Origin of the sequence: Microbacterium resistens, from assembly GCF_021172025.1 — a bacterium.
In the GTDB taxonomy this organism is placed as follows: Bacteria; Actinomycetota; Actinomycetes; order Actinomycetales; family Microbacteriaceae; genus Microbacterium; species Microbacterium resistens.
Genome location: NZ_CP082781.1, coordinates 1,158,500 through 1,175,115, shown reverse-complemented (window position 1 = coordinate 1,175,115; position 16,616 = coordinate 1,158,500). Strand labels below are relative to the sequence as shown.

The 16,616-nt window shown below is 72.1% G+C and carries 12 protein-coding genes; 10 read left to right on the top strand and 2 right to left on the bottom strand.

What is annotated here, in order from left to right; all coding sequences use genetic code 11:
* The 6 genes from K8F61_RS05740 to ligA all read left to right on the top strand — a co-directional run bounded on the left by K8F61_RS05740 (position 1) and on the right by ligA (position 8,739).
* Positions 1-1,548, top strand: a complete 1,548-nt coding sequence (locus tag K8F61_RS05740) for a hydantoinase/oxoprolinase N-terminal domain-containing protein (protein ID WP_067243233.1) — start codon at positions 1-3, stop codon at positions 1,546-1,548.
* 1 nt (position 1,549) lies between these two features.
* Complete coding sequence (locus K8F61_RS05735; protein ID WP_231820995.1) at positions 1,550-2,647, top strand: DUF917 domain-containing protein; 1,098 nt, start codon at positions 1,550-1,552, stop codon at positions 2,645-2,647.
* Positions 2,644-3,780, top strand: coding sequence for a DUF917 domain-containing protein (locus tag K8F61_RS05730; protein WP_231820994.1), 1,137 nt, complete (start codon positions 2,644-2,646; stop codon positions 3,778-3,780). Before K8F61_RS05735 ends, K8F61_RS05730 begins: the two co-directional genes overlap by 4 nt.
* A 9-nt stretch (positions 3,781-3,789) precedes the next feature.
* On the top strand, positions 3,790-4,824 hold the full coding sequence (locus K8F61_RS05725; RefSeq protein WP_219084782.1) for an S-methyl thiohydantoin desulfurase domain-containing protein: 1,035 nt from the start codon (positions 3,790-3,792) through the stop codon (positions 4,822-4,824).
* Positions 4,821-6,335, top strand: coding sequence for a PucR family transcriptional regulator (locus tag K8F61_RS05720; RefSeq protein ID WP_231820993.1), 1,515 nt, complete (start codon positions 4,821-4,823; stop codon positions 6,333-6,335). Before K8F61_RS05725 ends, K8F61_RS05720 begins: the two co-directional genes overlap by 4 nt.
* Positions 6,336-6,420: 85 nt before the next feature.
* Complete coding sequence (gene ligA, locus K8F61_RS05715; protein WP_231820992.1) at positions 6,421-8,739, top strand: NAD-dependent DNA ligase LigA; 2,319 nt, start codon at positions 6,421-6,423, stop codon at positions 8,737-8,739.
* Positions 8,740-8,818: 79 nt separating this feature from the next.
* On the opposite strand, the gene K8F61_RS05710 is transcribed toward ligA, so the two are convergent.
* Entirely contained in the window at positions 8,819-10,654 is a 1,836-nt protein-coding gene (locus K8F61_RS05710; protein ID WP_418888075.1) for a DEAD/DEAH box helicase, read from the bottom strand.
* Positions 10,655-10,712: 58 nt separating this feature from the next.
* Positions 10,713-12,413, bottom strand: a complete 1,701-nt coding sequence (locus tag K8F61_RS05705) for a long-chain-fatty-acid--CoA ligase (RefSeq protein ID WP_067243238.1) — start codon at positions 12,411-12,413, stop codon at positions 10,713-10,715.
* A gap of 91 nt (positions 12,414-12,504) precedes the next feature.
* Here K8F61_RS05705 and gatC point away from each other — a divergent pair, with 91 nt between their 5' ends.
* From gatC to K8F61_RS05685, 4 genes are read left to right on the top strand one after another with little or no spacing between them, the layout of a single operon-like run.
* Positions 12,505-12,804: an Asp-tRNA(Asn)/Glu-tRNA(Gln) amidotransferase subunit GatC gene (gatC, locus tag K8F61_RS05700; RefSeq protein ID WP_067243239.1), complete on the top strand. Its 300-nt coding sequence runs from the start codon at positions 12,505-12,507 to the stop codon at positions 12,802-12,804.
* Positions 12,801-14,333 (top strand): Asp-tRNA(Asn)/Glu-tRNA(Gln) amidotransferase subunit GatA, encoded by a 1,533-nt coding sequence (gene gatA / locus K8F61_RS05695; RefSeq protein ID WP_231820991.1) that lies wholly within the window; start codon positions 12,801-12,803, stop codon positions 14,331-14,333. The genes gatC and gatA overlap by 4 nt, the downstream gene beginning before the upstream one ends.
* A complete protein-coding gene (gatB, locus tag K8F61_RS05690) occupies positions 14,333-15,847 on the top strand; it encodes an Asp-tRNA(Asn)/Glu-tRNA(Gln) amidotransferase subunit GatB (RefSeq protein WP_231820990.1) in 1,515 nt (504 codons plus the stop codon). The genes gatA and gatB overlap by 1 nt, the downstream gene beginning before the upstream one ends.
* 10 nt (positions 15,848-15,857) lie before the next feature.
* On the top strand, positions 15,858-16,577 hold the full coding sequence (locus K8F61_RS05685; protein WP_231820989.1) for a DUF1345 domain-containing protein: 720 nt from the start codon (positions 15,858-15,860) through the stop codon (positions 16,575-16,577).
* Positions 16,578-16,616 lie beyond the last annotated feature (39 nt).

Genomic DNA, 16,616 nt, shown 5'->3' with positions numbered 1-16,616 from the left:
ATGCACATCGGCATCGACGTCGGCGGCACCAACACCGACGCCGTCCTCATGGACGGCACCCGCACCCTGGCCGGGGTGAAGCACTCGACGACCCCGGACGTGACGAGCGGGATCGTTCAGGCGATCGAGGACCTCCGAGCGGGGCACTCGTTCGAGGGCGGGGACATCGACGCGGTCATGATCGGAACCACGCACTTCATCAACGCGCTCGTGCAGGCCAGCCGGCTGGCGCCGACGGCGGCGCTGCGGCTGGGCCTTCCGGCGACCCGGGCCCTCCCGCCCCTCGTGGACTGGCCGGAGGTCCTCGTCGAGGCCACGCAGGCGCGCAGCTACCTCGCGCACGGCGGGTACGAGTTCGACGGTCGTCCGATCTCGCCCCTGGACCCGGAAGAGCTCCGGGCGCACGCGGAGGACATGAAGGCCAACGGGGTGCGCTCGGTCGCGATCTCGTCGGTGTTCAGCCCCGTCAACCACGACCTCGAGACCCAGGCGGCCGAGATCGTCGGCGCGGTGCTGGGGCCGGACGTGGCGATCTCGCTCTCGCATGAGATCGGCCGGATCGGGCTGCTGGAGCGCGAGAACGCCACGATCATCAACGCCGCACTCCGCGAGCTCGCCTCGGAGATCGTCGACGGCCTCACCGCAGCGGTCCGTGCGCAGGGCATCGAGGCGCCGATCTTCCTCAGCCAGAACGACGGCACCCTGATGGACGAGGAGTACGTGCGCCGATACCCGGTGGCCACGTTCGCCTCGGGCCCGACCAACTCCATGCGCGGGGCCGCGGCCACCAGCGGGCTCGCCGACTGCGCGGTGATCGACGTCGGCGGAACGACGGCCGACGTCGGGCTCCTCATCAACGGCTTCCCCCGGGAGACGGCCAACGAGGTGAAGGTCGCGGGGATCCGCACCAACTTCCGGATGCCGGACGTGCTCTCGCTGGGCATCGGCGGGGGCAGCATCGTGGACGAGGAGACGGGGGAGGTCGGCCCCGCCTCCGTCGGCTATCGCCTCACCACCGAGGCGCTCGTCTTCGGCGGCAGCACACTGACCGCGACCGACATCGCGGTGGCGGCCGGGCGGGCCGAGGTGGGCGACGCCTCCAAGGTCGCGCACCTCGACCCCGCGTTCGTCGCGCGCGTGCTCGAGCGCATCGCCGAGCGGGTCTCCGAGGCCGTGGACCGGATGCGCACCTCGCCCGATCCGATCGCGGTCGTCGCCGTCGGCGGCGGATCGATCCTGCTGCCCGACGAGCTGCCGCTGTTCGGGACCGTGCACCGCCCGGAGAACTACGCGGTCGCCAACGCGATCGGTGCCTCGATCGCCCAGGTCGGAGGCGAGATCGACAAGGTCTACGCGATCGCGCCGGGCCGCAGGGACGAGACCATCGCGGAGGTGCGCGCCGAGGCGGTCGACAAGGCGATCGCCGCCGGGGCGAAGCCGTCCACGGTCTCCGTCATCGACTTCGACGAGGTGCCGATCCCGTACCTGCCGGGAAACGCCACGCGGATCCGCGCGAAGGCGGTCGGCGACCTGGACATGGGGGCGTGACATGACCCGGACCATCACGGCAGAGGACATCGACGGACTCGCCCGCGGCGCAGCGGTGCTCGGCACCGGGGGCGGGGGAGACCCGTACATCGGGGCCCTGCTGGCCCGCCAGGCGCTCGGCTCCGGCGAGCTCACGGTGGTCGATCTGGACGACGTCCCGGACGACGCCCTGGTGCTCTTCGTGGCGATGATGGGCGCCCCGACGGTCATGGTCGAGAAGCTGCCCAGTCTTGCCGAGGTCGTCGAACCGGTGCGCGCCCTCGGCGTGCACCTGGGCCGCGCTGTCACCCACATCGCCTGTGCGGAGGTCGGCGGGGTCAACTCCACCATCCCGATCGCCGCCGCGGCGGCACTGAGCCTCCCGCTGATCGACGCGGACGGAATGGGGCGGGCGTTCCCCGAACTGCAGATGGTGCTGCCCACCCTCTCCGGCGTGACGGCGTCGCCGCTCGCGTTCAGCGACGAGAAGGGCAACACCGGCGTCCTGCAGACCGTCGACAACTCGTGGACGGAACGCATCGCCCGCGTCGCCTGCGTGGAGATGGGATGCTCCGTCATGATCTCGGGCTTCTCGATGTCGGGGACGCAGGCGCGCACCTCGCTCGTGCGGGGATCGCTCTCGCGCTGCATCGCGATCGGCCAGGCGATCGCCGCCGCACGGGAGGACAAGACCGACCCGGTCGACGCGGCCCTCATCCTCCTGGGCGGCCGTGAGCTCTTCGACGGCAAGGTCGTGGACGTGCAGCGCGCGACCACGACCGGGTTCGCACGCGGCCGCGCCCGGATCGACGGGGACGCCGGGACCTCCCTCACGCTGCAGTTCCAGAACGAGCACCTCGTCGCCGAGAAGGACGGCGACGTGCTCGCCACCACACCGGATCTGATCATGGTGCTGGAGGGCGATTCGGGCGAGCCGATCACCACCGAGGGCCTGCGGTACGGCCAGCGGGTCCGTGTGATCGCCGCGCCCGCGGACGAGCGCTGGCACTCCGCGGAGGCCCTGGCCATGGTGGGCCCCGGGTACTTCGGCTACGACACGCCCGCGCGTCGTTTCGACGGGACGCTCTCGACGGCCGGCGCCTCGGAGCCGGTGGCATGAGCTGGCAGCTGACGGCGGCGGATCTGCCGGACCTCGCGCGGGGCGCGACCCTGCTCGGCACCGGCGGGGGCGGCGACCCCTACATCGGCACCATGCTCGTCGAGCGCGTCCTGGGAGACGGCGCGATCACCGTGCTCGACCCGGACGAGCTCGCCGACGACCTGTTCGTCATCCCGACCGCGCAGATGGGCGCGCCCACGGTGATGGTGGAGAAGATCCCGGCGGGCACGGAGCCGACCCTGGCGCTGCGCACCCTGGAGGAGCACCTCGGACGCACGGCCGACGCGACCATGCCGATCGAATGCGGCGGGATCAACTCGATGATCCCCCTCGTCGTCGCTGCCGAGACCGGCCTGCCGGTCGTCGATGCGGACGGCATGGGCCGCGCGTTCCCCGAGCTGTCGATGGAGACCTTCGCGGTCTACGGGGTGCACGGCTCCCCGCTCGCGCTCGCGGGGGAGCGCGGGGAGAGGGTCGTGATCGACACCGGTGACGACGACAGGCAGATGGAATGGCTGGCGCGGGGGATCACGATCCGGCTCGGCGGCGTGGGCCACATCGCGGAGTACGCGATGAGCGGTGCGGACGTGCGCCGCACGGCCGTTCCCCGGACGCTCTCCATGGCGCTGGCGCTGGGGCGGGCGATCCGCCTGGCGCGCGAGGAGCACCGCTCGCCGTTCGCGGCGATCGCCGACACGCTGTCGCGCACCCTCTACGCCCATGTGCGTGAGCTCTGCGTGGGCAAGGTGATCGACGTCGAACGGCGGACGACGGACGGCTTCGCGAAGGGACGCGCGATCATCGCGCCGCTCGGCGATGAGGGCGATCCCTTCGAGATCTCGTTCCAGAACGAGAACCTCGTCGCGCGTCGGGGCGGACGGCTGGTGGCGATCGTGCCGGACCTCATCTGCGTGGTCGACCACGAGAGCGCCGAGCCGGTCACCACCGAGGGGCTCCGCTACGGTCAGCGGGTGCGGGTGCTCGGCATCTCGACGCCGGACATGATGCGCACCCCGGAGGCGCTCGCCGCCTTCGGCCCCTCGGCGTTCGGACTGGACGAGCGGTTCGTGCCCGTGGAGGACCTGGTCGTGGAGGAGCCGGCCGCATCGGGCGACCGAGGGTCCACGCTCTAGGCTGGTCCCATGGCGAGCCGGATCGGGCGTGAGGACCTGGCCGCTCTCGGACGCGGCTACGCGCTGCTCGGCTCGGGCGGCGGGGGCTCCACCACCATGCTGGAGCTCATGCTCGCCGGGTCGGGGTCGTGGCCGGTCGAGGCCGCCCTGCCGGAGGAGCTGGATCCCGCGACGCCGTGCCTCGGGGTCGCCTTCGTCGGCGCGACCATGCTGCTCGGGGAACGGATGCCGGGAAGCGATCCGTTCCGTCCGCTGCTGGGCGCGGTCGAGCGTTGGCTCGGACACCCCGTGCCGGCGGTCTGCTCCCTCGAAGGGGGCGGACTGAACGGCCTGGCCCCGCTGCTGCTCGCCGGGTCGCACACGGTGGTCGACGCCGACTGCACGGGGCGTGCCGTGCCGGGCCTCGATCAGATGTCGCTGTTCGTCGACCGGGTGCCCGGGCTGGTGTTCGCCTGCGAGACGGGCGCCGGAGGCGTGGCGCTCGTCGAGGCGGGACGGGCGATCGATGCCGAGCGCGTCGTGCGGGCGGCGATCATCCAGGCGGGAGGCGCGGGAGGGGCCGTGCTCGCGGGGTTCACCGTCGGCGACCTGCGCGAGCACGCGATCCCGGGGCACCTCGCGCACGCCCGCGAGCTGGGACGGGCCTTCGTCCGGTCCTCGGGGCGCTCCCTCGCCGAGCTGGCCGACGCGCTGGGCGCGCGCCTGCTCGCGGAGGGGCGGATCCTCTCGTCCGCACCGTACGCCGCGGATCCGCACGTGAGCGCCGTCGAGGTGTCCGGCACCGACGGGACCGTCCACCGGATCATCACCCGATCCGAGACGCTCGCGCTCGTCAGCGACGGGCGGCTGGTCGCGTCGTCACCCACGGTGATCGTCGTGATCGACGCGGTCTCGCGCGAGATCCTCGAGGTGACCGACCTCTCGCTCGCCCGTCATGTCGCGGTGCTGGCGATCCCGGCCCCGGCCTGGTGGGAGGCGCGGCCCGATCGGGCGCGCCACGTTCGGCCCTCCGCCTACGGGCTTGTCGAACTGGATGCCGCGTGAGCGCGGGCCTGAGCCTGTCGGCGCTGCTCGCGGAGCCGGGCACCGGCGGCCTCCGCCTGATCGCGGGGCCCGCGCAGGCGCAGTGGGAGGCGGTCGCCGTCGAGAGCCGGGAGGAGGATCTGGGCGATCCCGGCACGGGACGCCTCGCGATCCTCATGACGCGGATGCCCGCGACCACGTGGCAGCAGGACGCGATGATCCGGCGGGTGCGGGACCGCGGCTACACCGCTCTCGCCGTCCCCGGCGCGTCGGAGGTCGATCAGGGAGCGCGCCGCCTCGCCGATCGCCTCAGGCTCAGCCTGCTGGACGTGGCCCGGCCGGTCCAGCTCGCGCGGTCCTGCTGGATGCTGATCGAGGCGCGCGACGCCCTCACCCTGGGGCTGGTGCGGAAGGTGGCGCAGTCGTTCGAATACTCCGCGGCGGACCTCGCCGATCTGCTGCGGCATATCGCGGCGAACCTGGGGCGGGGCGTGGCGCTCATCGACCGGACCGGCGTGGTGCTGGAGACGGGCGGGCACCTCCGCGAGGAGCTGCATGCGGCGATCGGGTTCGACTCGTGGACCGACCTGGCCCGTGCCGAGGGCGCGGCGGCGGCGTCCGTCCGCGTCGACAGCCCCGGCCGGACCGGGCTGCGGCTCGCGATCTTCGGGGACGGACTCGGCGAGGCGCAGCTGCAGGCGCTGTCCGTCGCCGCGGAGATCGCGATGCCCGCCATCGCCGCGCGCATCCTCATCGACGAGGTCGCCGCGGTCAACGACGCGGCGGTGTCCTCTGCGCTGCTGCGCGACTTCCTGGATCTCCGCGGCGCCGCGGACGACGACGTCGAGCGACGGATGGCGGAGCGCGGGTGGCGGACCCAGGGGCATCATCTGGGGTTCCACATGGCCGCGCGCGGCCGGCTGGACCCGTTCTCGCTGCTGCGCTCGCTTCGGGCGGGGCTGGGCGCGATCGACGCCGAGGCGCACGCGACGACCGCCGGACGAGGTGTGACCGGCTGGCTGACGTTCGCGCAAGCGCCGGGGCCTGCACGCGTGGAGCGGGCGGTGGCCGCGCTGCGGGAGCTCCACGTCGCGGCGATGCGCGACTTCCCCGTCGCCACCGGGGTGGGCTCGCTGCAGTCCGCCGTCGCCGGGCTGGCCGTGACGCTGGACGAGGCCGGGGATGCGGCGCGCATCGCCGCGGCGCGCTCGGCGACCGGCTGGTTCGTGCGCGTCGACAGCCTCGGGCTGGAGCAGCTGCTGCTGGCGTGGACGGGAAACGATGCGTTCGTGCCGGCGGCCGAGTCGCTGCTCGCCCCGCTGCGCGAGGGCGGGGGAGAGCTGCTGACCACCTTGGCGGCGTACCTGGACCATGAGTCGGGGATCGCCGCGACGGCGTCCGCGCTGGGACTGCACCGCAACACGGTCGCCGTCCGCATCCGCCGGGTGCAGGAGCTGCTCGGCATCGACATGAGCGATCCCGAGGCCCGGCTGGCGCTGCACCTCGCCTGCCGCGCCGTCCGGATTCCCTGAGCCCGGTCGTCACGGGGCGCCTCCGGGCGGCGGGCAGGGGACGCCGCGCCCGGAAAACGTCCGTGGCCGCTCGTAGACTGGGGCGGTGCCGGAGAACGAGATCTCGCTGCAGGACGCCCGCGTCGAAGCCGAGGAGCTGACCACTCGCATCCTCGAGGCGAAGGACGCGTACTACGGTCGCGACACGTCGATCGTCGACGACGCGACCTACGACAGCTGGATGCACCGGCTGGAGGAGCTCGAGCGGCTCCATCCCGAGCTCCAGGGGCAGGACTCGCCGACGCAGATGGTCGGCGCCGCCGAGGCGACCGGGCTCGCCACCATCGAGCACGCCGAACGGATGCTGAGCCTCGACAACGTCTTCTCCGTGGAGGAGCTGCGCGAATGGGCGGCGAAGACGCAGGCCGCCGCGGGGCGCCCGGTCGCCTGGCTCACCGAGCTGAAGATCGACGGCCTCGCGATCAACCTCCGGTACGAGGACGGTGTGCTGACCTCCGCCGCGACGCGGGGGGACGGGCGCGTCGGCGAGATCGTGACCGAGAACGCGCTTCGCGTGGCGGGGATCCCGCAGCGGCTGAGCGGCACCGGTCACCCGCGCATCGTCGAGGTCCGCGGCGAGGTGTTCATCCCGGTCGCCGCCTTCGAACGGCTCAACGCCGCCCAGGCGGAGTTCCGGGAGCGCGCCTACGCGGAGGCGCTCGCGCGATGGGAGGCGCGCAGCGGATCCAAGCGCCCCTTCGATGAGGACAAGGCGCGGGCCGCCGCTGCGCGACGCTTCCCGGCCTTCGCCAATCCCCGGAACGCGGCGAGCGGCGGGCTCCGGCAGCAGATCGACAAGAAGGACGGCATGGAGCTCGAGGCCGGGCTCCTGCGCATCGCCTCGCTCGCGCTGTACGTGCACGGCATCGGGGCGTGGCCCGACCCGCCGGTCGGCGCGCAGAGCCAGGTGTACGAGCTCCTCGCCGAGTGGGGGCTCCCGACGAGCCCGCACACCCGGGTGTGCTCCTCGGTCGACGAGGTCGTGGAGGTCGTCGCGCACTTCGGCGAGCACCGGCACGACATCGAGCACGAGCTGGACGGCATCGTCGTCAAGGTGGACGAGCTCGCGCTGCACGACGAACTGGGCGCGACGAGCCGCGCTCCTCGGTGGGCGATCGCCTACAAGTACCCGCCGGAGGAGGTGCAGACGACGCTGCTCGACATCGTCGTCTCGGTCGGCCGGACCGGGCGTGCGACGCCGTTCGCGGTGATGGCCCCCGCCCACGTCGCGGGAAGCGTCGTCCGCCAGGCCACGCTGCACAACAAGGACGTCGTGAAGGCGAAGGGCGTGCTGATCGGGGACACCGTGGTGCTCCGCAAGGCCGGCGACGTGATCCCCGAGGTCCTCGGCCCCGTGGTCGACAAGCGCGACGGCACCGAGCGCGAGTTCGTGATGCCGGAGCGGTGCCCGGAGTGCGGGACGCGGCTCCGGCCGATGAAGGAGGGGGACATCGACCTCCGCTGCCCGAACGCGCGGTCGTGCCCGGCGCAGGTGCGCGGGCGGGTGGAGCACATCGGCTCCCGCGGCGCTCTGGACATCGAGGCGCTGGGCGAGGTCACCGCGGCCGCGCTGACCCAGCCCAGCCGTCCGGAGACGCCGCCGCTGGAGACGGAGGCGGGGCTGTTCACGCTGAGCCTGGAGCAGATCGTCCCGATCGAGGTCGTCGTGCGCGACGCGGAGACCGGGCTGCCCAAGGAGGACGAGGACGGGATCGTGAAGACCCGTGCGCCCTTCCGGCGCAACCCGACGGCGGCGGAGAAGAAGGAGGGGCGCACGGGGCCGCAGCCGTCGTCTCAGGCGATGAAGCTCCTCGCCGAGCTGGAGCGCGCGAAGACCAAGGAGCTGTGGCGGCTGCTCGTCTCCCTCAACATCCGTCACGTCGGCCCGGTTGCGGCACGGGCGCTCGCGCAGTGGTTCGGATCGCTCGACGCCATCCGTGCGGCGTCGCGGGAGGAGCTCGCCGCCGTCGAGGGGGTGGGCGGGATCATCGCCGACTCCCTGGTGGAGTGGTTCCAGGTCGACTGGCACCAGGACATCGTGCGGCAGTGGGCCGAGGCGGGCGTGCAGTGGACGACGCCCGGTCATCCCGGACCGGGCGCGGCGGTCGCCGAGGGCGGCGTGCTCGAAGGGCTCACCGTCGTCGCGACCGGAAGCCTCGACGGGTACACGCGCGACGGCGCGCAGGAGGCGATCATCAAGGCCGGGGGGAAGGCCGCCTCATCGGTGTCGAAGAAGACCGACTTCGTGGCCGCGGGGCCTGGCGCCGGCTCGAAGCTCGCCAAGGCCGAGGAGCTCGGCATCCGGATCCTGGACGCGGCGCAGTTCCACGTCCTGGTCACCGAGGGACCGGCTGCTCTCGACTGACGGGCACGCCATGGCGTCCGGGCGGCGCGGGTGACCCCCGCGACCGCACCATCACGCGTCGGCGCGGCTCGGCCTCGTGTCAGCCCTTGTGGCGGGGCTTGCGGTACGGCCGGTCCTCGTCACGCCGCGGGCGGTCCTCGGCCCGGCGCGGGCGGTCCGCGTCGCGGGGAGCGCGTCGATCGGCGTCGCGCGGACCACGGCGGTTCGGCACGCCCCGATCGGGCTTGATCTCGATGAGCCGGCCGGAGATCCGCGTGTCGCGCAGCCGATCGAGGACCCCCGGGTCGAGGTTCGCGGGAAGCTCGACGATCGAGAAGTCCGGCTTGATCGAGATCGCGCCGAAGTCGTCGCGGCCCAGCCCGCCCTCGTTCGCCAGGGCCCCCACGATCTGCCGGGGCTCGACCCGCTGACGGCGGCCGACCTCGATCCGGTACGGCGTGTAGTCGCCGCGTCCGCGCCGTTCGGTCCGCGGTCCGCGGGCGTCCCTCTCCTTCGTCCGGACGGGACGGTTGTCGGCCGCCACCGCGCGGGCGAGGGGATCGTTCTCCGGATCCAGGAGCAGCGGCGTCTCGCCCTGCGCGACGATCGCGAGGGCAGCCGCGACGTCCGCCTCCGGCACGTCGTGATGGCGCACGTAGTGCGCGATGATGTCGCGGAAGCCCTCGATCCGACTCGTCTCCTGCAGCGCCGCGGTGATCGCGTCGTCGAAGCGGGCGAGTCGGGTCGAGTTCACGTCCTCGGTCGTCGGGAGCGTCATGAGGGTGGGCTGCTGGCGGGTCGCCTTCTCGATGTGGCCGAGCAGATAGCGCTCACGGGGCGTGATGAAGCTGATGGCATCGCCTGTGCGGCCCGCGCGCCCCGTCCGCCCGATGCGGTGCACGTAGGACTCGGTGTCCGTGGGGATGTCGAAGTTGACGACGTGGCTGATGCGCTCGACGTCGAGTCCGCGGGCGGCGACATCCGTGGCGACGAGGATGTCGAGCTTGGCGTCCTTGAGCTGGTTGACGGTGCGCTCTCGGAGGTTCTGCGGGATGTCGCCGTTGATCGCGGCGGCCGAGTATCCGCGGGCGCGCAGCTTCTCGGCGAGCGTCTCGGTCTCGTTCTTGGTCCGGACGAACACGATCATCCCGTCGAAGTTCTCGACCTCGAGGATGCGGGTGAGCGCGTCCACCTTCTGCGCATACGAGACGACGAGATAGCGCTGGGTGATGTTCGCGTTGGTGGCGGTCTTCGACTTGACCGAGATCTCCTCGGGATCACGCAGGTACTGCTGCGCGATCCGCCGGATCTGTGCGGGCATCGTGGCGGAGAAGAGCGCGACCTGCTTGTCCTCGGGCGTCTGCGCGAGGATCTGCTCGACATCCTCCGCGAAGCCCATCTTGAGCATCTCGTCCGCCTCGTCCAGGACGAGGTACTCCAGCTCGGAGAGGTCGAGCGTCCCCTTGGCCAGATGGTCCATGATGCGCCCCGGCGTGCCGACGACGATGTTCACCCCGCGACGGAGGGCCGACAGCTGCACGCCGTAGCCCTGGCCGCCGTACACGGGGAGGAGGTGGACGCCGCGCATGTGGGCGGAGTACGACTCGAAGGCCTCGGCGACCTGCAGGGCGAGCTCGCGCGTCGGCGCCAGCACCAGCGCGCGGGGCGTCTTGGCAGAGGTGTCCAGCCGCTCCAGGATCGGCAGGGCGAACGCGGCGGTCTTGCCGGTTCCCGTCTGCGCCATCCCGACGACGTCGCGTCCGCTCAGCAGCGTCGGGATCGTGGCCTGCTGGATCGGCGACGGCGTCTCGTAGCCGAGGTCGCGGATCGCCTTCAGGACAGGACCGGTGATGCCGAGCGCGTCGAAACCGGGCGGCGTCGCGCCGCCCTCGGCGTCGTCGGGGGAGTCGTTCAGCTGCGCATCGTCAGGGGCCACTTCCCAACCGTAGCGCCTCGGCTGCGGATCCACCGGCCCCGGGCGGCTCGGGCTCGGCTCAGGATCCGCTCGTGAGGGCCAGGAGCTTGTCCCGCACCTGGCGCCGCAGCACCTTGCCGATCAGGGAGCGCGGAAGCTCGTCGACGACGAAGATCCGCCGCGGAACCTTGTACGGGGTGAGGATGCTGCGTGCGAACTCGCGGATCGCCTCCACGTCGACGTCCGTCGATCCGTCGACGACGATGGCGGCGACGACCTCCTCGCCGGAGTGCTCGCTGGGAAGGCCCACGACGGCGGCGTCGGCCACGTCCGGATGCTGGCGCAGCGCGCCCTCCACCTCGGTCGGGGCGACGTTGAAGCCGCCGGTGATGATGAGCTCCTTGATCCGGTCCACGATCCGCACGAAGCCGTCGTCGTCGATCGTCACGATGTCGCCCGTGCGGAACCAGCCGTCGACGAAGACGGCCTCGGTCTCCTCGGGTTTGCCGTAGTAGCCGGAGAACACCTGCGGGCCGCGGACGACGAGCTCGCCGGGGCTTCCCGGGGCGACATCGGTGGTCGGGTCCTCGGGGTCGACCACCCGGCATTCGGTTCCCGGCAGCGGCAGACCCACGGTGCCGGGCACGCGGTTGTCGGCGACGGGGTTCGCCATCAGGACCGGGGAGCACTCGCTGAGCCCGTAGCCCTCGACGAGGTAGCCGCCGGTCGCCTCCTCGAATGGGACGACGAGGTCGTGGGACAGCGCCATGGCGCCGGAGATGGCCACCTCGGTCCCCGCCAGCGAGACCCCCTTGGCGCGGGCGGCGGAGAGCAGACGCTCCGCGATCGGCGGGACCAGCGGAAGGAACGTCGCGGGGTGCTTCCTGGTCACGGCGAGCACGAGATCCGGGTCGAACTTCGGGAACAGGACCAGGCGCGCGCCCATCGACATCGCGAACGTCAGGCAGAGGGTGAGCCCGTAGGCGTGGAACATCGGCAGCACCGCGTAGACGACGCAGCCGTCTCCGCGCGTGATCGACGGCACCCACGACTGCGCCTGCGCGGCGTTCGCGAGGAGGTTGCGGTGCGTGAGGGACGCGCCCTTGGGCGTACCGGTCGTCCCCGACGTGTACTGGATGATCGCGAGGTCGTCGGTCCGCGGGCGCGGGTGCGCGGTCGGCAGGGGCGCGGCGGCGACGACGGACTCCCAGGGCACGGTGCCGCGCACCCGGGTGGTCAGCGCCGCTCGCGACTCCCGTGCCTTGGCGACCGGCAGCCGCAGCGCGAGACGCGTGAGCGCGGGCATAGCCCGGGTCACGTCGACCGAGACGAGGTTCGTGACCGCGAGGTCCGCGGGGAACGCCTGGACCGTGTCGACGACCTTGTTCCAGACGATCGCGTGCTTCGCGCCGTGGTCCTCGAACTGCTTGCGCAGCTCGCGCGGCGTGTACAGCGGGTTGTGCTCGACGACGACGGCGCCCAGGCGGAGGACCGCGTAGAAGGCGACGATGTGCTGCGGGCAGTTCGGGAGCACGATCGCGACCGGATCGCCCGCGCGCACGCCCCGCGCCGCGAGGCCTGCGGCGGCGCGCTCGATCGCGGCCTGCAGATCGCGGTAGCTCGTCGTCCTCCCGAAGAACTCGAGGGCGGGGGCGTCCGGGTAGTCGCGGGCGGAGGCCTCGACGATGTCCACGAGCGAGCCCGTGACCGGAGCCAGATCCTCGGGGACCCCGTCGGCGTAGCTGGCGGTCCAGGGGCGCGGCGGGTCGAACGTCGTCATGCTGTTCAGCCTATTGCGCGGCGTGCGTCCGGGTCGGGTGCCGGCCGCGGCGTCGCGAAGAAGCGTCGTGGGCCTCTCCTAGACTGGAGGCGTGTCTGAAATCACCCCCGATCTCGTGCGCCACCTCGGTGTGCTCGCGCGCATCCAGCTCTCGGACGACGAGGTGACCGAGTTGACCGGTCAGCTCGACGCCATCGTCGACAACATCGCGAAGGTGTCGGAGGTCGCGACCCCGGAGGTCGTGGCGACCAGCCACCCGATCGCCCTGCACAACGTGTTCCGCGATGACGTGCCCGGCCAGACGCTCACGATCGAGCAGACGCTGCAGAACGCGCCGGATTCCGACGACGACCGATTCCGGGTCACCGCCATCCTGGGAGAAGAACAGTGACGGAACGAGCCGACAGCGAGATCATCCGCTGGACCGCGGCGGAGTTGGGGGAGCGGATCGCCGCCGGCGACGTCTCCAGCGTGGAGGCCACCCGGGCGCATCTGGACCGCATCGCGGCCGTGGACGGCGACGTGCACGCGTTCCTGCACGTCAACGAGGGCGCTGCGGACGCCGCCGCGGAGATCGACCGCCGCCGCGCCGCCGGCGAGGAGCTCGGCCCGATCGCCGGCGTCCCGCTGGCGATCAAGGACGTCCTGGTCACGACGGATCAGCCCTCGACCAGCGGCTCGAAGATCCTCGAGGGGTACCGGTCGCCGTTCGACGCGACCGTCGTCGCGCGCTCCCGCGCCGCGGGCCTCGTGGCGCTCGGCAAGACGAACATGGACGAGTTCGCCATGGGTTCGTCCACGGAGCACTCCGCCTACGGCCCCACCCACAACCCGTGGGACCTGGACCGTATCCCCGGGGGATCCGGAGGCGGCTCGGCCGCGGCCGTCGCCGCGTTCGAGGCGCCGCTGGCCCTCGGCTCCGACACCGGCGGCTCGATCCGACAGCCCGCCCACGTCACCGGCACGGTCGGCGTGAAGCCCACCTATGGCGGCGTCAGCCGGTACGGAGCGATCGCTCTGGCCTCGAGCCTGGACCAGGTGGGCCCCGTGACGCGCACGGTGCTGGACGCCGGCCTGCTCCATGACGTGATCGGCGGGCACGACCCGAAGGACTCCACGTCGCTCCCGGACGCGTGGCCGTCGTTCGCCGCCGCCGCCCGCGAGGGGGCCACGGGCGAGGTGCTGAAGGGGCTCAAGGTCGGCGTCGTCGCCGAGCTGCCCGACTCCGGCTTCCAGGACGGCGTCGCGTCGTCGTTCCGTGAGGCGCTCGCCACTCTCGAAGCCCACGGAGCCGAGATCGTCGAGGTCTCGGCCCCGCACTTCGAGTACGGGGTGGCGGCCTATTACCTGATCCTCCCGGCCGAGGCGTCGAGCAACCTGGCGAAGTTCGACTCCGTGCGCTTCGGGTTGCGGGTGACGCCGGAGGGCACGCCCACGGTCGAGGACGTGATGTCGGCGACCCGCGAGGCGGGGTTCGGCCCCGAGGTGAAGCGACGGATCATCCTGGGCACCTATGCGCTGTCCGCGGGCTACTACGACGCGTACTACGGCAGCGCGCAGAAGGTGCGCACGCTCATCCAGCAGGACTTCGCCGCCGCCTTCGCCCAGGTCGACGTGATCGCCACGCCGTCGGCGCCGACGACCGCGTTCCGGCTGGGCGAGAAGATCGGCGACCCGCTGCAGATGTACCTGAACGATCTGACCACGATCCCCGCGAACCTCGCGGGCGTCCCCGGGATCTCCATCCCGTCGGGCCTCGCGCCCGAGGACGGTCTGCCCGTCGGGATCCAGTTCCTCGCCCCCGCCCGTGAGGACGCGCGTCTGTACCGCGTCGGCGCCGCGCTGGAGGCTCTGCTCGTCGACGCATGGGGAGGACCGCTGCTCGATCGGGCCCCGGTCCTCGAAGGAGGGAAGCGCTGATGGCCGCCGCCGCGCTGATGGACTTCGACAAGGCTCTGGAGCTCTTCGAGCCCGTGCTGGGCTTCGAGGTGCACGTCGAGCTGAACACCGCGACGAAGATGTTCTCGGACGCGCCGAACCCCGCGAACGAGGCCTACCACGGCGCCGAGCCGAACACGCTGATCGCCCCGGTCGACCTCGGGCTTCCCGGCTCGCTGCCGGTCGTGAACGCGACCGCGGTGCGTTCCTCGATCAGCCTGGGGCTCGCGCTGGGCTGCTCCATCGCGGAGTCCAGCCGCTTCGCCCGGAAGAACTACTTCTACCCGGATCTCGGCAAGAACTACCAGATCTCGCAGTACGACGAGCCGATCGCGTTCGACGGATCCGTCGAGGTGGAGCTGGAGGACGGCACCCTCGTGACCGTTCCCATCGAACGTGCGCACATGGAGGAGGATGCCGGCAAGCTCACCCACGTGGGCGGGTCCACCGGCCGCATCCAGGGCGCGGAGTACTCGCTCGTCGACTACAACCGCGCCGGCGTCCCGCTCGTCGAGATCGTCACCAAGCCGATCTTCGGCGCCGAACACCGTGCGCCGGAGATCGCGAAGGCGTACATCGCCGCGATCCGCGACATCGTCCGCGGGCTCGGCATCTCGGAGGCGCGGATGGAGCGCGGCAATCTGCGCTGCGACGCCAACGTCTCGCTCCGCCCGCGCGGGCAGGAGAAGCTGGGCACCCGTACCGAGACGAAGAACGTGAACTCGATGCGCTCGGTCGAGCGCGCCGTGCGGTACGAGATCCAGCGCCAGGCGCAGATCCTCGCGGGCGGCGGCACCATCACGCAGGAGACGCGGCACTGGCACGAGGACACGGGGACAACGTCGCCCGGGCGTCCCAAGTCCGACGCGGACGACTACCGGTACTTCCCGGAGCCGGATCTGCTGCCGGTGCGCCCCTCCCGCGAGCTCGTGGAAGAGCTGCGGGCGGCCCTGCCCGAGCAGCCGGTCGCCCGTAGGAGGCGGCTGAAGGCGGAGTGGGGCTTCACCGACCTGGAGTTCCAGGACGTCCGCAACGGCGGCCTGCTCGATGAGGTGGCGGCCACCATCGCCGCGGGTGCGACGCCGGCGGCGGCCCGCAAGTGGTGGACGGGGGAGATCTCCCGCATCGCCAACGCGCAGGAGCGTGACGCGGCGGATCTCGTGTCCCCGGAGAACGTCGCCGCGCTGCAGCGGCTGGTGGACGAGGGCACCCTCACCGACAAGCTCGCGCGCCAGGTGCTCGAGGGCGTCATCGCGGGGGAGGGCACGCCGCAGGAGGTCGTCGACGCCCGCGGGCTCGCCGTGGTGTCGGATGACGGCGCGCTGATCGCCGCGATCGACGAGGCCCTCGCCGCGCAGCCGGACGTGCTGGCCAAGATCCGGGACGGCAAGGTGCAGGCTGCGGGCGCGGTGATCGGGGCCGTGATGAAGGCGATGAAGGGCCAGGCCGACGCCGCGCGCGTCCGGGAGCTCATCCTGGAGCGTGCGGCCCAGTAGGGCGCGACCGATGGCCCGAACGAGGAACGGGGCGTACCCGATCGCGTACAGCGATGACGTCCGCGGAGGGATCGCGGCGCTCGTCGCGGCACCGATCGTGGTCGTCCCGTTCGTCGTCTCCGTCGTCCGGCAGGACCGGCTGGCGTCCGGTTCGGTGCTGTTGGCGGTCTGCGCGATGTTCCTCGTCTCCACGGGGATCTATCTCGTCTGGACCCACGTGCTGTTCGTCCGCACCGCCGCCGATCGCGCGCTGCGGATCGCGAGCGCGCAGCACCATCGGCCGCCGGGGCTGCTGACGCGTCTGCTGGGGTTCGGCGCAGCCGAGAACTGGGCCGTCTCCGCGGCGGCCGCGGCGATCGTGGTCGCGATCGCCGCGTCGACCACTCCGGACGCGGGCCACGGACTGCTGATGCCGGCCATCGTGCTGCTCACCGCCGCCGGGGCATGGGCGACGATGGTCTACGCCTTCGCGCTGCGATACTTCCGGCTGCACGCCGGGGGAGAACGCATCGCCTTCGATCTCGACGACGATCCGCGGTTCATCGACTTCGTGTCCATGTCGGTGATGATCTCCGCCGTCGGCGCGATCTCGGGCGGAACACCGCGCACGCGCGCCGGCCTCAGCGCAGTGCGCGTCCACACGGTGATCGCGTTCGCCTTCAACGCGGTGGTGGTCGCGATGACGGTGTCGATCCTCGCCTCCCTGGTCGCCGCCGCCGCGCAGCGCTGACCGGAAGCATCGCGCCGCTCGGCGGCGTGCCGTGTCGGT

Excerpts from the sequence above, each read along its gene's own strand:
- K8F61_RS05735 (WP_231820995.1), top strand. The coding sequence starts at position 1,550 with ATGACCCGGACCATCACGGCAGAGGACATCGACGGACTCGCCCGCGGC.
- K8F61_RS05725 (WP_219084782.1), top strand. The coding sequence starts at position 3,790 with ATGGCGAGCCGGATCGGGCGTGAGGACCTGGCCGCTCTCGGACGCGGC.
- K8F61_RS05730 (WP_231820994.1), top strand. The coding sequence starts at position 2,644 with ATGAGCTGGCAGCTGACGGCGGCGGATCTGCCGGACCTCGCGCGGGGC.
- K8F61_RS05740 (WP_067243233.1), top strand. The coding sequence starts at position 1 with ATGCACATCGGCATCGACGTCGGCGGCACCAACACCGACGCCGTCCTC.
- K8F61_RS05685 (WP_231820989.1), top strand. The coding sequence starts at position 15,858 with ATGGCCCGAACGAGGAACGGGGCGTACCCGATCGCGTACAGCGATGAC.
- gatB (WP_231820990.1), top strand. The coding sequence starts at position 14,333 with ATGGCCGCCGCCGCGCTGATGGACTTCGACAAGGCTCTGGAGCTCTTC.
- K8F61_RS05705 (WP_067243238.1), bottom strand. The coding sequence starts at position 12,413 with ATGACGACGTTCGACCCGCCGCGCCCCTGGACCGCCAGCTACGCCGAC.